10 protein-coding genes are annotated in these 16,320 nt (G+C 71.3%); 1 reads left to right on the top strand and 9 read right to left on the bottom strand.

Going from position 1 to position 16,320, the window contains the following annotated elements:
- Positions 1 to 57: 57 nt before the first annotated feature.
- The 6 genes from AC07DF_RS07025 to AC07DF_RS07000 form a co-directional block, all read right to left on the bottom strand.
- Positions 58 to 1,845 carry an ABC transporter ATP-binding protein gene (locus AC07DF_RS07025; protein WP_478967726.1) on the bottom strand — a complete coding sequence of 596 codons (1,788 nt, stop codon included), beginning with the start codon at positions 1,843 to 1,845 and terminating at the stop codon, positions 58 to 60.
- Positions 1,846 to 2,907, bottom strand: a complete 1,062-nt coding sequence (locus tag AC07DF_RS07020) for an iron-siderophore ABC transporter substrate-binding protein (protein ID WP_478967724.1) — start codon at positions 2,905 to 2,907, stop codon at positions 1,846 to 1,848.
- Positions 2,908 to 3,009: 102 nt separating this feature from the next.
- Complete coding sequence (locus AC07DF_RS07015; protein WP_478967722.1) at positions 3,010 to 3,858, bottom strand: ABC transporter ATP-binding protein; 849 nt, start codon at positions 3,856 to 3,858, stop codon at positions 3,010 to 3,012.
- A 38-nt stretch (positions 3,859 to 3,896) separates the two neighbouring features.
- A complete protein-coding gene (locus AC07DF_RS07010) occupies positions 3,897 to 4,988 on the bottom strand; it encodes a FecCD family ABC transporter permease (RefSeq protein ID WP_478967720.1) in 1,092 nt (363 codons plus the stop codon).
- The gene (locus tag AC07DF_RS07005) at positions 4,985 to 6,046 is read right to left on the bottom strand and encodes a FecCD family ABC transporter permease (RefSeq protein WP_478967718.1); all 1,062 of its coding nucleotides are present in this window, start codon (positions 6,044 to 6,046) and stop codon (positions 4,985 to 4,987) included. The genes AC07DF_RS07010 and AC07DF_RS07005 overlap by 4 nt, the downstream gene beginning before the upstream one ends.
- Before the next feature lie 82 nt (positions 6,047 to 6,128).
- Positions 6,129 to 7,472 carry a lysine N(6)-hydroxylase/L-ornithine N(5)-oxygenase family protein gene (locus AC07DF_RS07000; RefSeq protein WP_478967716.1) on the bottom strand — a complete coding sequence of 448 codons (1,344 nt, stop codon included), beginning with the start codon at positions 7,470 to 7,472 and terminating at the stop codon, positions 6,129 to 6,131.
- A gap of 247 nt (positions 7,473 to 7,719) precedes the next feature.
- Between AC07DF_RS07000 and AC07DF_RS06995 the strand changes: the two genes are divergently transcribed.
- Positions 7,720 to 8,667 (top strand): methionyl-tRNA formyltransferase, encoded by a 948-nt coding sequence (locus tag AC07DF_RS06995; RefSeq protein WP_478967714.1) that lies wholly within the window; start codon positions 7,720 to 7,722, stop codon positions 8,665 to 8,667.
- 91 nt (positions 8,668 to 8,758) lie between these two features.
- On the opposite strand, the gene AC07DF_RS06990 is transcribed toward AC07DF_RS06995, so the two are convergent.
- From AC07DF_RS06990 to AC07DF_RS06980, 3 genes are read right to left on the bottom strand one after another with little or no spacing between them, the layout of a single operon-like run.
- On the bottom strand, positions 8,759 to 9,313 hold the full coding sequence (locus AC07DF_RS06990; RefSeq protein WP_478967712.1) for a hypothetical protein: 555 nt from the start codon (positions 9,311 to 9,313) through the stop codon (positions 8,759 to 8,761).
- Between the two features lie 53 nt (positions 9,314 to 9,366).
- Positions 9,367 to 14,772 (bottom strand): tetratricopeptide repeat protein, encoded by a 5,406-nt coding sequence (locus AC07DF_RS06985; RefSeq protein WP_478967711.1) that lies wholly within the window; start codon positions 14,770 to 14,772, stop codon positions 9,367 to 9,369.
- Positions 14,753 to 16,246 (bottom strand): esterase/lipase family protein, encoded by a 1,494-nt coding sequence (locus tag AC07DF_RS06980; protein WP_478967709.1) that lies wholly within the window; start codon positions 16,244 to 16,246, stop codon positions 14,753 to 14,755. Before AC07DF_RS06980 ends, AC07DF_RS06985 begins: the two co-directional genes overlap by 20 nt.
- Positions 16,247 to 16,320 lie beyond the last annotated feature (74 nt).

Raw genomic sequence — 16,320 nt, 5'->3', positions numbered from 1 at the left:
CGAAGACTCAGCGTCCCTTCCAGAATGTGGAGTTAGGCTAACCTAAATAAGGGTTGCCTAACTACCCTCTCGCCAGGCCCGCCACAGTCGTGCGTACCGGCCGCCCAGAGCCACCAGCTCCTCGTGTGTGCCCTGCTCGACGACGCGTCCCGCGTCCAGTACGGCGATCCGGTCGGCGGCCATCGCCTGGGTCAGCCGGTGCGCCACGAACAGCGTCGTCCGGCCCGCGCAGGCGGCCAGTACGGCCCGCTCCAGCTCGGCGGCTCCCTCGCTGCCGGCCTCCGCGGTCGACTCGTCGAGCACCACCACCGGTGCCCGGCCCAGCACCAGCCGGGCCAGCGCGATCTGGGCGACCTTGGTGACGTCCAGGCGCTCACCGCCCTCACCGACCGAGGTGTTCAGCCCCTCGGGCAGCGCGTCGACCCAGCCGTCGGCGCCGACGGTGCGCAGGGCGTCCATCAGTTCGGCGTCGGTCGCCTCCGGCGCGGCCAGCCGCAGGTCCTCGGCGAGCGGACCGGAGAACACATGCGTCTCCTGCGTCAGGATGCTCACCAGGGCCCGCGCCCCGGCCTCGTCCAGGTCGGCGAGATCGGTCGGCCCGACCCGCACCGACCCTGCTTCCGGGGTCCCTATGCCGGCGATCAGCGCCGCCAGGGTCGTCTTGCCCGCGCCCGTCGCCCCCACCAGGGCGAGCGAACCACCGGCGGGAATGGTCAGGTCGACGTCCCGCAGCACCGGATCCTCGGAGCCGGGATAACGGAACGTCAGCCCCCGCACCACCACCGGGTACGAGCCGGCCTCGGCCGCCGGGACGGAGTCGTCACCCACCAGGCGCTCCTCGGCCGCCTCCCCCAGCACCCCGACCAGACGGGTCAGGCTCGCGCCGGACTTCTGCGCCTCGTCGAAGGTGAACATGATGGCGCCCAGCGGGGTGAAGAGCCGGTGGAACAGCAGCGGAGCCGCCGACACCTCACCGAGGCTGGCGGCGTCGGCCTCCAGCAGGGCGTACCCCACGACGAGGATCAGGACCAGACCGATGAACTCGGCGCGGTTCTCCCGGCCGACGAACCGGCCGAAGAAGCGGAACACCTCGATGCCGAGGTCGCGCACCCGCCACGATTCGCTGGTGACCTTCTCGCGGAAGGCGCCTTCCAGGCGGTACGCGCGGACCGTGTCGATGCCGTTCAGACCGCTGATGAACGCCTGTGCCCGGTCGGCCTGGGCCACCCGCTGCTTCTGGTAGAGCGGGGCGGACCGCGGCAGATACCAGCGCAGGGCCAGGGCGTACGCGGGCAGCGCCCCGGCGCCCGCCAGGCCGAGCCGCCAGTCGAGACCGAACATGCCGAGGGTGGCGATGACGACCAGCACACCCGCCGAGAACACGGTGGGCACGGCCGTGCGGATGCCCTTGGACAGCACGGCCACGTCGTCACCGACCCGGGAGAGCACGTCCCCCCTGCCGACCTGCTCGATCCGGGCACTCGGCATTCCGAGCACCGCCCGGACGGCGCCTTCGCGCAGCCGCGCGAGCAGATCCGCGCCCAGCCGCCCGATGAGATAGGTCGAGACCGCGGTGGCCGCCGCGCCGAGCAGCGCGGCGGCTCCGATCAGCACCCCGATCGTGACCAGGATCGATCGTTCTTCGCCCCCGACGACCCCGTCGACCACCCGGCCGAGCAGGAGCACCGGGAGCACCTGGAGCGCCGCCCCCGCGACCGTGGTGAGCACGGTCGCGGCGGTCAGCCAGGGCATCTCACGGCAGTGTGCCGTGACCCATCGGGTGGCCTCGCGTCCGGTCGTCGTGCGCAGGGTCGCCGGGGCGGGGCGCGTCGCGGTGGTGCTCACTTACTGATCGACCGACTTGACGAGCTCGTCGATCGCGTACGGCATGGACAGCAGGGTGCCCTGGGAGATGGCGGCGCCGACCGCGGGTCCCTCGCTGTCGAGCAGGTACGACACGTTGCCCTTCTTCACGGCGTCCAGGTTGGCGAAGAGCTTGAACTTCTTCAGCGCCTCGGTGTCGGCCTTGTCGTTGATGACGAAGATGTGGTCGACGTCGACGAGGTCGATCCGCTCGGGCGAGAGCTTGGTGTAGAAGCTGCCGTCGGCGACCTTGTCGATCTCGGTCTGGTACTTGTAGCCGATGCCCGACACGAGCCGGCCACGCACGTCGGTGGAGGTGAACGGCGCCACCGAGTTCTCGTACCAGGACAGCGCGACAGCGGTCTGCTTGCCGAGCTCCGGGTGGTCCTTCTTGGCCGTGTCGAGCTGGCCCTGGATGTCGTCGACCATCTTCTTGCCCTCGTCGGCCTTGCCGAGGGCCTTGGCGATGTGGAGGGCGTTGTCCTGCCAGGGGGCGCTGAAGGGCTCCTTCTCGGCCTTGGTGCGCGCCACCGTCGGGGCGATCTTGGACAGCTTGTCGTAGGCGGCCTTGTCGATCTCGGAGTAGACCGCGACGATCAGGTCCGGGCGCAGGGCCGCGATCTTCTCGTAGTTGGGGCCGGAGTCGCCGTTCTCCATGACGACCTCGGGCTTGGTGTCGCCCCACTTGTCCTTCACCCAGGGCCACTGGGTGTTGATGTCAGGGCTCTTGCCCGGGGGGTTCGGGTACTGGTCGACCATGCCGACGGGCTTGATGCCGAACGCCAGGATGCTCTGGTCGTCGGTGTAGCCGACGGAGACGACCCGCTTGGGCGCCTCGTCGACGGTCGTGGATCCGAAGGCGTGCTCCACGGTCACCGGGAAGGCGCCGGCGGCCGCGGCCTGCGTGCCGTCGTTCTGCTGGTCCGTCTTGTCCGGCGAGTCGGAACCGCATCCCGCGAGGAGACCGACGCCGAGGGTGGCCGCGGCCAGTGTCGCCGCCATGCGCCGCCAGGGCCTTCTGAGCGTCGTTCGGTGGAGGAGCATCCAAAACCCCTTGCTTTCGCGCTAGTTCACTGCACCCTCGCCTAAGGGCAGGCAAACCTTACCGTGAGGAAGTGAGGTTAGCCTAGCCTCACTTCTCCACCTTTATCGGGATGTGTCCAACTGGACGTGTGTGCGACCGATCGGGACGATGAGCGGCCGGTCGCCCACCGGGTCGTCGATGACCCGGGCGCGCAGCCCGAACGCCTCATGCAGCAGCTCGGCGGTGATCACATCGCGCGGGTGGCCCTGCGCCAGGATCGAACCCTCCCTCATCACCACGAGGTTGTCGCTGTAGCGCGTCGCCAGGTTGAGGTCGTGCAGCACCATGACGACCGTGCAGCCCGACTCGTGCAGGTCGTCCACGAGGTCCAGGACGTCGATCGCGTGCGCCAGGTCCAGATAGGTCGTCGGCTCGTCCAGCAGCAGCAGATCGGTGCCCTGAGCCAGCGTCATCGAGATCCAGACGCGCTGGCGCTGCCCGCCGGACAGCGCGTCGACCGGGCGGTCCGCGAGATCGGACACACCGGTCATGGCCAGGGCGCGCTCCACCACGTCGGCGTCGTCCGAGGACCACTGCCGCAGCCAGCTCTGGTGCGGATGGCGTCCCCGGGCGACCAGGTCGGCCACCGTCAGCCCCTCCGGCGCGACCGGCGCCTGCGGCAGCAGGCCGAGCTTCTTCGCGACGTCCCGGGTCCTGAGCCGGCCGATGTCCTCACCGTCCAGGACGACGGAGCCCCCGGTCGGCTTGAGCAGCCGGGACAGCGTCTTCAACAGGGTCGACTTGCCGCAGCCGTTGGGGCCGATGATCGTCGTGACGACCCCGGGCGGTATCGCCACGTCGAGCTCGTCGATGACAGTGCGGGCGCCGTATCCGACCGTGACGCCTCTGGCTGCCAGCCGGGAGGCGTCATCGACCCCGGACTCGGGCTTGGTGACGGACTGTGCGACCACGAGTCCCCCTTACTTAGGTTCGCCTGACTCTTGTACACCTATCTGCGGTTCGCCCGCACCAGCAGATAGACCAGGAAGGGGCCGCCGATCGCGGCGGTGACCACGCCGACCGGGAGCGAGACCGGCAGTGCCGTACGCGCCACCAGGTCCGAGCCGATCAGCAGCAACGAGCCCACGAGTCCCGAGGCCACCATCGGCGGTGTCGGGCACCGTGCCAGACGCATCGCCACCTGCGGCGCCACCAGCGCGACGAAGGGGACCGGGCCCGCCGCGCTCACCGCCACACCGGCCAGCAGCACCGCGCACAGCAGGAGGACCGCCCGTACCGCGGCGTACCGGACGCCCAGGCCGGCGGCGACCTCGTCGCCGAAGTGCATCGGCTTGAACTGGAACGCGACGAAGGACACCACGACGAGCAGGACGAGCGAGCACCAGAGCGCCACCCAGACCTCGTCCCACGCACGGTCCTCCAGCGAACCGACCAGCCACGCCTGGGCCTTGGCCACGTCCCTGATGTCGGCCGTGACGAGCAACCAGGTCGTGATCGCCTCCATCACGGCGCTCACCGAGATGCCGATGAGGATGAGCCGGAAGCCGTCGACCCCGCGCCGCCAGGCCAGGAAGTACACCAGCAGGCCGGTGCCGAGCCCGCCGGCGAGCGCCGCCGCGGACAGGCCCACGGCGTCCACGACCGCGGCTGCGGTTCCGCCCGACACGGTCACGGCGAACACCGCGACCGCGCTGGCGCCCGGGATGATGCCCAGAACGTCCGGGCTGGCCAGGGGATTGCGGGCGATGGACTGCGTGATCGCACCGGACACCCCCAGCGCGATGCCCACGACGAGCCCGGCCAGGGCACGCGGCATCCGCAGGTCCATGATCACGAACTGGTCGACCTGCTCGCCCCGCCCGAGGATCGTCGCGATCACCCGCGAGAGGCTGATGGGGAAGTCCCCGACGCCGATGGACAGACAGAACACCAGGAAGGTCGCCATCGCCAGCAGCAGCGTCACGCACAGGACCCAGGGCCGCCAGACGAACGACACCCGACCGAGCCGTACGCCCGGCAGCACCGACGGCTTCACATCTGTCGCGTTCGTGTCTGTCGCGTTCGTGTCTGTCACGTTCATGCTTTCCTGAACTTTCCGCGCCAGACCAGAACCGCGAAGAACGGGGCGCCGAGGAGCGCCACCAGGACGCCCGCGTCCAACTCGCCCGGCCGCACCACCAGTCGGCCCACGATGTCGCAGACCAGCAGGACGACCGCCCCGAGCAGACCGGCGTACGGCACCAGCCAGCGGTAGTCCGGCCCGGTCAGGTACCGGGCCACGTGGGCGACCATGAGTCCGAGGAACGCGATGGGTCCGCAGGCGGCCGTCGCCGCGCCGGCCAGCAGGGTGATGGACGCGATGCCGACGGTCCGGCTCAGCGCGATGTTCACGCCCAGTCCCCGCGCCACGTCGTCACCCAGGTTGAGCAGGTTGAGGGAGGGCAGCATGGTCAGGGCCAGCACGAGACCGGCGGCGATGAAGGCCGTGACCGGCCAGATGACGTCGAATCCGACCCCGCTCAGGGAGCCCGAGTTCCAGAACCGCAGGGCGTTCAGGGCCTGCTGGTCCGAGAGCGAGACCGCCGTGGTCATCGCCGCCAGGAACACCGTGACCCCTTGTCCGGCCAGTGCGAGCGTCAGCGGGTTGCCGGCGCCCCGGCCGATGCTCGCCAGTCCGAACACGACGACTCCGGCGATCCCCGCCCCCAGGAAGCCGAACCAGACGTACTGGAACGGGTTGCCGAGCCCGAACACGGAGATGGCCACCACGACCGCGAACGAGGCTCCGGAGTTCACGCCCAGCAGGCCGGTGTCGGCGATCGGGTTGCGCGTGTACCCCTGGATCAACGCCCCGCCGACCCCGAGGGCGATACCCGCGACGATCCCGAGCACCGTCCGGGGCACCCGGACGGTCTCCACGATGAGCCGGATCTCGGTCAGCCGCTGGTCGGACGTCGGGGCTCCGAAGAGCGCGTGCCATACCTCGCCGGGAGTCAGCGCCCTTGCGCCGACGGCCAACGACAACACCGCGGCGGACACGAGGGCCGCCACGAGAATGCCCAGACCCAGGACCCGCCGTCGGTGGGCCCCCGATGTGCCCCCGGGCGCGGGGCGCTCAACCACAGCAGTCGTGCCCATGTGGACGTACGTTATCCCTTGCGCTGTCTGCGAGTTGATCCAGGACCGTGCAGTCCGCCCATGCCCTGAAGGGGCGCGGCGCTCAGCGGGCGGTGCTGCCCGTACCGTCGGCGAGCGTGCGGGCCTTGTCCACGCCCTGGCCGAGGAGCGAGTCCAGTATCTCGCCCACCCTGATCGCCGTGTTGGACAGCAGGGACGACGTGATGCCGTGCGTGTGCTCGGTGCCGCCCTGCAGATAGATGCCGCAGCGCAGGTCGGGGTCGGTGGCGATGCGGTAGTCGCGCTCGACGCGCACCCGGCCCTCGTCGTCGCGGGCGCAGCGGTCGGCGACCTCGCCGAGCAGGCCGGTCGGGTCGGCCTGGCTGTAGCCGGTGGCGAAGACCACGACGTCCGCGTCCAGGTCGGTCTCCTCGCCGGTGACGAGGGACGTCACGGTGGCCCGGGCGCCGGCCGGCGTCTCCTTGACCCCGGTGAGCCTGGAGACGTTGAGGAAGCGCAGGCGCTCGGTGCCCAGGACCTTCTCCTGGTACGACTGCCGGTAGAGGTCGTCGATGAGGTCGATGTCCACCACGGAGTAGTTGGTGTTGCCGTGGTAGTCCATCAGCCGGCGCTTGACGTCCTCGGGCGCCGAGAAGTACTCGTCGACCGCCTGGGGGTCGAAGATCCGGTTGGCGAAGGCGCTGTCGTCGGCGGGGCTGTAGCCGTAGCGGGAGAAGACCGCGCAGACCTCGGCCTCGGGGAAGCGCCGGTGCAGGTAGGCGACGTTCTCGGCGGCGCTCTGTCCGGCGCCCACGACGACGAACCGGGCGGGTGACGTGCCCTCCAGCTCGTCGACCTTCGCGAGCAGTTCGGAGTTGTGCCAGACGCGGTCGCCGCGCTCCACGCCCTCGGGCATGAGGGGGCGCAGCCCGGTGCCGATGACGAGGTTGCGGGCCCGGTGGACCTCGAGCCCCTCCCCCGACCGGACGGTCACGTCGAGGTACTCCACGACGCCGTCTCGGGTCACGGGCGCGACGCCGACGACCTCGTGGCCGTAGGAGACCATGTCGTCGACCTGGGCCGCCGCCCACTCGAAGTAGTCGTGGAACTCCACGCGCAGCGGGAAGAGGTTCTTGTGGTTGATGAAGTCGATCAGCCGGCCCTTGCTCTGCAGGTAGCAGAGGAAGCTGTACTCGCTCGACGGATTCCGCAGCGTCACCAGGTCCTTGAGGAAGGAGACCTGCATGGTGGCGTCGTCGATGAGCATGCCGCGGTGCCAGCCGAAGCGGGGCTGCTGCTCGAAGAAGTGAGCGGTGACTGCCTCCTGCCTGCCGACGCGCGCGTTGTGCTCGCGGAGCGCGATAGCCATGGCCACATTGGACGGTCCGAAGCCGATGCCAATGAGGTCGTGGACCGGTTGTGCGTCACCAGGAAGAACCTGCGACATGTCACTCCCATCGTGCGGGGCAGCCGCGTGTCAGGTGTGGAAGGAACGAGTGGTGGGCATGCCAACGGAGCAGCACCACCGCGAACTTAGGTGAGCCTAAGCTAAACCCGCGAAGGTGTCGACAGGGCAAAACGGACAGCCGCCGGACAGGGGTCTCCCAACTGGGGCACCATGGGCACCCGTTGCAGACTAAGGTAAGGCTTGCTTTACTTGCGTCGGCCATACCCTTGCTCTGAGGAGGAACCCCATGCGGGTCGTCATGTTCGGTTACCAGACCTGGGGGCATCGCACCCTGCAAGCCCTCCTGGAGTCCGAGCACGACGTCGTGCTGGTCGTGACGCACCCCAAGAGCGAGCACGCGTACGAGAAGATCTGGAGCGACTCGGTCGCCGACCTCGCCGAGGAGCACGGCGTGCCGGTGCTGATCCGCAACCGCCCGGACGACGACGAGTTGTTCGACCGCCTCAAGGAGGCCGACCCGGACATCATCGTGGCCAACAACTGGCGGACGTGGATCCCCCCGCGCATCTTCGGCCTCCCGCGTCACGGCACGCTGAACGTGCACGACTCGCTGCTGCCGAAGTACGCCGGCTTCTCCCCACTGATCTGGGCGCTCATCAACGGCGAGCCCGAGGTGGGCGTCACGGCGCACATGATGAACGACGAACTCGACGCCGGTGACATCGTCCGGCAGGAGGCGGTACCGGTCGGTCCGACGGACACCGCCACCGACCTCTTCCACAAGACCGTCGACCTCATCGCCCCCGTCACCATCGGCGCGCTCGGCCTCATCGCCTCCGGCCGGACCGAGTTCACCAAGCAGGACCGCTCCCAGGCGTCGTTCTTCCACAAGCGCGCCGACGAGGACAGCCGCATCGACTGGACCTGGCCCGCGGAGGACCTGGAGCGCCTGGTCCGCGCCCAGTCCGAGCCGTACCCCAGCGCCTACACCTTCCACCGCGGCAAGCGGCTCGACGTCCTGGCCGCGTTCGTGTCCGAGGGCCGCTACGGCGGCACCCCGGGCCGGATCTTCTACCGCGAGGGCGACGGCGTGGTGATCGTCGCCGGCGCCGACGCCCGCAACGGCCGCAACCAGGGCCTCGCCATCACCCGCGTACGGACCGAGGACGGCCGCGAACTGCCCGCCGCCGAGTACTTCACGTCCATGGGCGGCTACCTCACCAACCGCCCCTGACGTGCCGGCCCCGGTACGGTCCCGGGGCCGGTCGCACATCGCCGCCGCGCGGACTCCCGTCCGTGCGGCGGCGATCGCGTGTTCCCACCGGTCAGAGGACGAGGCTCCTGAGACAGTCGCGCCACGCCAGGACGAGAAACACCAGCAGCACGGCATAGGAGACAGCCGGGACGGTGATCCAGGCGCCCATGTGGCGGGTCGCCTTGACCAGCAGCAGGGCCGTGTAGGCGAGGTAGATGAGGCCCACGCCTCCGTAGGCCAGGAGGATCACCGCGCGCTGCGGGGTCGTGGCGGTGTGGAGGTTGGCGGCTCGTTCGCTCGCCGTGACACCGATGATGTCACGGTCCAGCGTGCTGCCGGGCGGCTCGACCGCGTCGAGAAGGGTCCGTTCGAGTGTGAGGATGGAACGGGCCCGGACGGCGGCGAGGTTGACCAGGTGGGCCTGGAAGGCGGCGACGCAGAAGAGCGGTGCCGGCAGCAGGCAGATGATCCACCCCAGGAGGTCGAGCTTGTCGTAGAACGCGATGGTGCCGATGAGGTAGGTGACGGCGGCGGCGACGGTGGCGAGGCTCACCGTGAGAGCGGTGGAGCGGTCGGAACGGTCCGACTGATAGATGGCGGTGAGAACGTGCAGACGGTCGGACATCGCCACTCCTGTGCTGACCGGCCGTCAGGGCGCACCGACGGCCGTGGGTGAGCTCACTCCTGAGCGGCCGGGTCGGCCGGGTCGGCCGAGTCGGCCAGTGCGTCGATGAGCTTGGTGATCGCGGCCCGGTGGTCCGGGTCCGCGCGCGCCGCCCAGCGGGCCAGGTTCACGGCTCGCGCCCGCCGCTGGATCGGCGTGGCGACGGCCGCACCTGCCCGCATCCCCTGTACGGCCTGCTCGGCGTCCCCTCGCTCCAGGTCCAGAACGGCCCGCAGCACCCAGCCGGCGCCAGGTTCGTCCAAGGCCGCCGGGTTGGCCTCGGTGAGCAGCCTCAGCCGCGTCAGTTCCGCCCCCTCCAGCGCCTCCAGGGCATGGTCCGCGGCCGTCGCCGCGTGGCTGACGAGGTCGGACACCGTCTCCATGGACATCGTCCTGACCAGCGCGAGCATCGCCGCGTGTTCTCGTGCGGACGCGGCGGTCGAAGCGGCGAGGACCTCGGCCGCCTCGTCGGCGCACAGTCGCTCGCGATGCGTGGCGAGATAGGCCAGCCTCTGCTCCTGGGTGGGCTGCTCCATCCAGGCGCGTACGAGTTCCTCGACGGCGTGTCGCTCACCGCGCTCGGCGAGTACGGCTTCGAGGCCATGGCGTTCGACGGCGGACACGAGCTGCCGCAGCCGCGTCAGGCTGTCGTCGTCCGGGCGCAGCATGACGTGAAGGTCCACACCGGCGGCGACGGTGGCCCCTGTGACCACATCGGCACGGGCGCGCAGCACGGCCTCCGCGTCCGGCCAGTTCCGGGCTGCCCGCCACGAGCGGATCAGTTCCAGATCGGCCTCGGCGACCGGGCTCACCGCCCACTCGGGCAGACCGGACGGTGGAGTTTCGAACGACAGCGCGACGTCACGGATCCGCTGCCGGACCCGGCGGGTCAGATACGCGGGTGAACGGGCGTCGTCGCGGTGGGCCGACTCCGCGGCACGGACCAGGGCCTCCGCCGCCGCGGGTCGGTCACCCCGGCTCGCGTACCAGTCGGCCGCGCCCGCCCGGACTTCCGCGCGTCCGTGACCCTCGGGAAGTGCATCCGCCGAGGCCTCCCAGGCGGCGGACGCCTCGGCAGGCGATCGGATCATGAGCAGCTCCGCCAAGTCCCAGGTGGACACGGCCAGTTCCTCAGTGAACGACGCCGGATCGTCGCCCGCGAGGCCGCGAAGGAGTTCCACACCCTCCTGGCCGGCTGCCAGCGCTCCCTCGAAGTCCTGTGTGAGGTAGAGAGCCGTGGCAAGGGCGTTCAGGGTGCCGGCCAGGTCGGAGGTGAAGGCGGGCTCGGCCAGGACCAGTGCGCGGAGCAGATCCGTCGCCTCCCGGACCGCCTCCAGTGCCCCGCCGCGGTCCCGCAGGGCCAGCCGAGCGGAGGAGACGTTGTTCAGCGCCTTGCACAGGTCCGGCACGACGGCCGTCGGGTGGGCCGCCACCGACGCGCGATACAGACGCACCGCTTCCTCCGCCGAGTCGAGCGCCCCCTGGTGGTCCCCGGTGTCCGCCCGGACAGCGGACAGGTTGTTCAACGCCCTGGCCAGATCGGCGGTGAACGCGTCGCCTCTCTCCGTCACGGTCTTCCGGTACAGACCGACCGCCTCCTCCGCCGCGGACACGGCCTCTGGGAGGTGGTCCGACTCGTAGCGGCACCGGGACAGGTTGTTCACCGCCATGGCGAGGTCGGGGAGGAAACCCTCGCGGTCGGCCGTGGCCAGTTCGCGGTAGAGGGCGACGCTCGCCTCGGCGGCCTCCGACGCCCGTTCGTGGTCACCGGTCTCGGTCAGCTTCACGGACTGGTTGTTGAGCGCACCGGCAAGGTGGGGATTCCAGGCGTCCCCGTTGATTCCGGCCAGCTCCTGGAAGAGACCGATCGCCTCCTCGTCGAGGTTCAGGGCACGGTCGCGATCACCCACATCGCCCACCAGTACCGACAGGTTGTTCACCGCGGCGGCCAGATCCGGCAGCACGGCCGCCCTGTTGACCGCTGCCAGACGGCGGTACAGCGTGAGGGCCTCCTCCCCCGCCTGCACCGCCCCGGGGCGATCGCCCACCAACCAGAGGCGGTGGGCCAGGTTGTTGAGCGAGATCGCCAGTTCACGGGTGAAGGCGGCGGGTTCGGCCAAGGCCAGCTTCCGCCGTACGGCCACCGCCTCCCGGGCGACGGCGAGCGCACCCGTCTGATCGCCCGCGTCCGAGCGCCGGAGGGACAGCGTGTTCAGCGCCCGGGCCGTTTCGGCGGCGAAAGCACCGCCCTTGGTGTCCGAAGCGTGCCGGCACAGCCGGGCGGCCTCCTCCGCCGCCTCCAGCGCGCCCCGGACGTCTCCGTCGGCCGCCCGCCCGGCGGACAGATTGCCTAGCGCCCCTCCGAGATCGAGCACGTACACGTCCTCGTCCCCGTCGTACAGGCTCCGGTACAGGTCCACCGCTTCGCCGGCCGCCGCCACCGCCCCCCGGCGGTCGCCGGTCTCGGCACGCCGGTTGCCCAGCGTGTTCAGCGACATCGCCAGGTCGGCGGCGAACACGCCCATGTCGTCCGAGGCCAGCGCGCGGTACAGCGCGGTGGCCTCCTCGGCGTCGGACAGGGCCGCTTCGAAATCGCCGGTGCGGGAGCGGCTCACCGACAAGTTGTTCAGTGATGCCGCCAATTCCTCGGTGAAGACAGCGCGGTTGACGACCACCAGGTGCCGGTACAGCGCGGTGGACTCAACGGCAGCCTCCAGCGCGGCGGCATCGTCACCGGTGCCGGAACGGTGGCCGCTCACATTGTTCAACGCGTGCGCCAGGTCGGCGGCGGTGTCGTCGGTCTGTCCCGACAGCAGCCGGCGCCGCAGGGCGACCGCCTCCTCCCCCGCGGCGCGGGCTCCCTCCCGGTCCTCCATCGCCGACCGGCAATGGGAGAGGTTGCCGAGGGACACCGCCAGATCGGACACGTAGGCGTCGCGCAGGTCTTCCGAGGAGGCCGTGCGCACGAGGTCCCGGTGGATCCGCACGGCCTCGTCGGCGGCGGACAGCGCGCCGGCCCGGTCGTCGGTCGCGGCCCGGCTGGTCGCCAAAGTGTTCAGCGACCTCGCCAGGGACTCCTCGTGTTCCGGTCCCAGTTCGGCCACGAGCCTTCGCTGCAACCGCACGGCACTCTCGGCCGCGTCCACGGCACCGTACCGATCGCCCGTGGCGCCACGGTGAGTGGCCAGGTCGTTGAACGCGCCCGCGAGGTTGGGGAGATGCAGTCCGGGATCGAGGAGAGCGAGGTCGCTGTACAGGGGGACGGCTTCCTCGATCGCCTCGAGTGCGCCGGAGCGGTCCCCGGCGTCGTCACGGCGTCTGCTGGCCAGGAACAGCAGTTCACCCAGCTCGTCCGGCTCCGCGCCGCCGGCCCGGCCTTCCTCCAGCCTGCGTTCGTCGACGATCAGGGCCAGCCGCCACAGGCTGGCCGCCCCGAACGGAAGGGCCGCGGAGATGTCGTCCAGAGGGAGAGGGGTGTCGGAGGCGGCGGCGAGTTCCTCGAGCACGTTCCGCGCGGCGCCTCCCAGCGCCGCGGCCACGGCGGCGGCCAGCGGCCAGCGCCCCGGCTCGGAACGCAGTAGCGCCTCGATGTGGGCGGCGGCGGCCGGTTCGTCGTTGCGTCCGGCGCGGGTCAGCACGGTGAGGGCGCCGCGCAGCCCCTCTCCGAGGTCGTCCTCGTCGAGCCGGGTGCCGATGTGCAGGCAGCGCTCCAGGAGGTCCGGGCGTTGTTCGAGGGTGGTCAGCAGATGGTGGTCGCCCACCGGATCGGGCCGGATCGCGACGTACTCACCCGGCCCGGGGTCCATACAGGTGACGAGGGTGTCGGCGATCTGCTCCCGGAGGTCGTCGGCTTCGGCGAGCAGGGCCACGGCGGTGAGGGCTTCGGCGGCCCGGTGCGGGGCGGGGGTGAGGAGGGTCAGGCATGCCGCGGCCTCGGCGATGAGGCCGGTGTACCGCAGGGGCGTACCCGTGCGGTGCTCGAAGGTGGTGTTCCAGTACCGGCGTTCGTGACGCAGCACCTCGTCGTACAGGGCGGCGGAGGTGACCGGCAGCGGATCCCCGCCGCGGGCCGCGAGCCAGCCGAGCAGCACCAGGTCCAGGCTGGTCCACCGGGTCCCCCGGTCCGGGTCCGGCAGACGGGGCGGGTGGTCGTGGGGGCCTTGCCGGACCGCCGTGCACGTACGCAGGAAGAGGTCCTCGGGCCGGGGGTGGGCGTCCGGCAGTTCGATGTTCTCCAGCCGGTGGGGGTGGGCGTCGGACTCCAGCGCGTCGGTGATCCGGGTCAGCCACTCCCCCTCGCGTTCCCTCGCGGTGAGCACGACGACCGCCGGGCGGGGGCGGCGTGCCACCACGCGCAGGAGGTCGATCGTGGAGCCGGCCCGGGCGTCGGCGTAGTCGACGAGGACGAGCAGGGGTGCGGTGACCTCGGCCAGCCACTCCCACGACCGGTCCGTGCCGGCCTGCTCCCGCAGGACGCCCGCGTACCAGCCGGCTCGGGCCGCCCGGTCGACCAGCTCCAGACCGAGCCGGGTCTTCCCGGAGCCGCCGCGACCGGTGATGACGGCGATCGTGGTGTGCGGAGCGCGGACCGTGTCCTCGCACAGCCCCGACAGCACGGTCAGCTCGTCGCGGCTCTGGAAGGGCGTGACCTGGAATTCGGCCCTCAGCAGTCGCAGTGCCGACTCGGCCGTGCCCGGTTCGCGGTACGGGTCTCGCAGCGGCAGCACCGCGGGCAGTGGCGCGGGGGTGTAGGGCGTCACGTCCGGATCCGCGGGCACACCGACACGCCAGCGGTACGCGTTCGAGGTGAGCTGGGCGTATCCCGCCGCCGCGGCTGTGGCGAGGTCGGTGTCCGTGCCGGGTCCGGCCACGCCCACGGGGTGGGAGATCCCGTTCGGGTCCAGGACCAGCATGCTGCGCGGCGGGCCGTCCAGCCCGGCCTGTACCTCGTCCGGCAACTCCCGCGGTGGGGCGGACCACACGCCCTCGCCGGGCAGTCCGGCGGGCCAGGTACCGGTCAGCGCGATCGCCACCAGGGCATGCCCGGGCCGCCCCGGTTCGGCCGCGTCCAGAACCACGACCGCCGTGCGCAGCCCCGCGTGCCGGAAAGCGCCGGCGAGCAGGACGGCGAGGTCGAGACACGTGCCGTTGCGGGGCGCTACGAGCACCTCGGCCGGGGGCCTGATCCACTGCCCGTCCGGCCTGCTGTCGACGGGCTCGTGCGCGTAGCCGATCCCGGCCTGTCGCAGCCGGTCCCAGACCACGCGCACCCGCCGCAGGACCGGGGCGTCCGAAGGCCCGGGAATCCGCGCGTGCATGCGTACGGCGTGCGGCACGACGTAGCGGGCCAGGTCGGCGGGGACCGCGTCGGCCGACCAGGGCGGCCACGCGGCCCGGCGGTCACTCGAGGCCGGTGTCATCGAGCACCTGCACCGTCTGTACGGCGGTCGCGTCGGTCAGGTCCCGGGCGACGACGCTCACCTTCACCAGGCCGGGCGGCAGTCCGGGCAGCCGGCCGTGAAAGGCGCCCTGCCCGGCGTCCCACTCCAGCCGGACATCGGCCCGGGGCCAGGGCGGCGGGGCGTCTTCCCTCACCGGTTCCGCGCCGGCCCACGCCGTGGCCCGCGCGGCGTCTACACGTTCTCCGGCCAGGGTCAGGGGGGTGACGACGACGGGGATCGGCCGGTCGCGCAGGTGCAGTTCGTCCAGGTCCATGCCGAGGACGACCGGGCTCTCCTGCCGGGCTCGGTACGCGGAGAGCGCCGCGTCGCTCCGGAAGGCGTCGAGCAGCTCCGCGGTCTCCCTCAGTTCCGCGATGGGGCCGTGACGCCGGTGTACGTGCAGGTGGGTGCGGGGGTAGTTGTCCATCTCCACGGGCAGGCCGCAGAACGCGGGGACGGTGCCGTCGCCGAGCCCGGCACTCCAGCCGCCGAGCTGGGGGCCCGGGGGGACGTCCTTGGTGACGGTCACGTCGTTGCCGTCCCAGGAGCAGGACCGCAGGGTGGCGTGGCCGAATCCGATGCGGGGCATGACCGCAGGCGGGACGTGGAGGTTCTGCCAGCCCTGTTCGATCCTCTGGTGCATGGCGTGGGCGCGTCGGGCCGGCTCGCGCAGCCAGGGCAGGGGAACTTGGTGCGGCCGAAGCCGGCTGGGCGGGTGAGGGGCACCGCCGTGGCCGGACGGGCGCTCGGCGTCAGGGGCGCTGCGGTCGTGGACCGCGGGGTAGCGCGGCAGCAGGTCCGCCAGTCCCTGCCAGCCGCGCACCACCTCGACGGGCCGTGTGACGCGGAAGCGCCCGACGGGCAGTCCGTGCGCCATCACCTCGAGGGCCTTGGGTGCGCCCCGGTGGGGTGTGCCGAGGGTGATGATGCCGCGGCACCAGCGGGCACCTCCGAGTACTGCGGCCCAGTAGCGGGCCACCAGGCCGCCCATGGAGTGGGCGACGATGACGACGCGTGCCCTGCGGTCCTCCTCGTGCGGCCAGAGGTGCTCCAGCCGTGGCAGCAGTTGGGCGTCCAGCGTCCGCGCCGCATCGGCGACTCCGAGGCGGAAGTCGTATCCGACGGCGACGATGCCGGCGTCGAGATCGGGTTCCGGCGCGGTCCCGTCGTCGACGACGGCTCCGGCTCGCTGTCCCATCCGGGCGAGGAGACGGTCGTAGCCGGGAACCACGGTCCACAGCCCGAACGCCCTGGTGGCCGCGACGAGTCCTGCCGGGGCGAGCCGTGGATACCTCTCGACGCTCAGTCCCTCGGGGTCCCGCAGCAGGTCGAGGTCCTTCCCGAGCGTGCCCCAGACCAACTCCCCGCTCGGGCGCCCGCGTCGGTCGGGGACGGCGAGGACCGTTCCCCCCAACCCCGGCAGGACGACGACCAAGTGATCGCGAACCCCCAACGCGCTCCCCCTCGCTACGAGTCACCGTCCTCCAGGACTGTACGAATGGTAATCGGACCGTCGCCCACCGTGCG

The organism is Streptomyces sp. NPDC044719, assembly GCF_056433405.1.
The sequence above is the reverse complement of the archived record's forward strand: the minus strand, read 5'-3'. Positions and strand labels throughout refer to the sequence as shown.

Coding starts and splice junctions, on each gene's coding strand:
- AC07DF_RS07020 (WP_478967724.1), bottom strand. CDS start 2,907: ATGCTCCTCCACCGAACGACGCTCAGAAGGCCCTGGCGGCGCATGGCG.
- AC07DF_RS07010 (WP_478967720.1), bottom strand. CDS start 4,988: ATGAACGTGACAGACACGAACGCGACAGACACGAACGCGACAGATGTG.
- AC07DF_RS07005 (WP_478967718.1), bottom strand. CDS start 6,046: ATGGGCACGACTGCTGTGGTTGAGCGCCCCGCGCCCGGGGGCACATCG.
- AC07DF_RS07000 (WP_478967716.1), bottom strand. CDS start 7,472: ATGTCGCAGGTTCTTCCTGGTGACGCACAACCGGTCCACGACCTCATT.
- AC07DF_RS06995 (WP_478967714.1), top strand. CDS start 7,720: ATGCGGGTCGTCATGTTCGGTTACCAGACCTGGGGGCATCGCACCCTG.
- AC07DF_RS06990 (WP_478967712.1), bottom strand. CDS start 9,313: ATGTCCGACCGTCTGCACGTTCTCACCGCCATCTATCAGTCGGACCGT.
- AC07DF_RS06985 (WP_478967711.1), bottom strand. CDS start 14,772: ATGACACCGGCCTCGAGTGACCGCCGGGCCGCGTGGCCGCCCTGGTCG.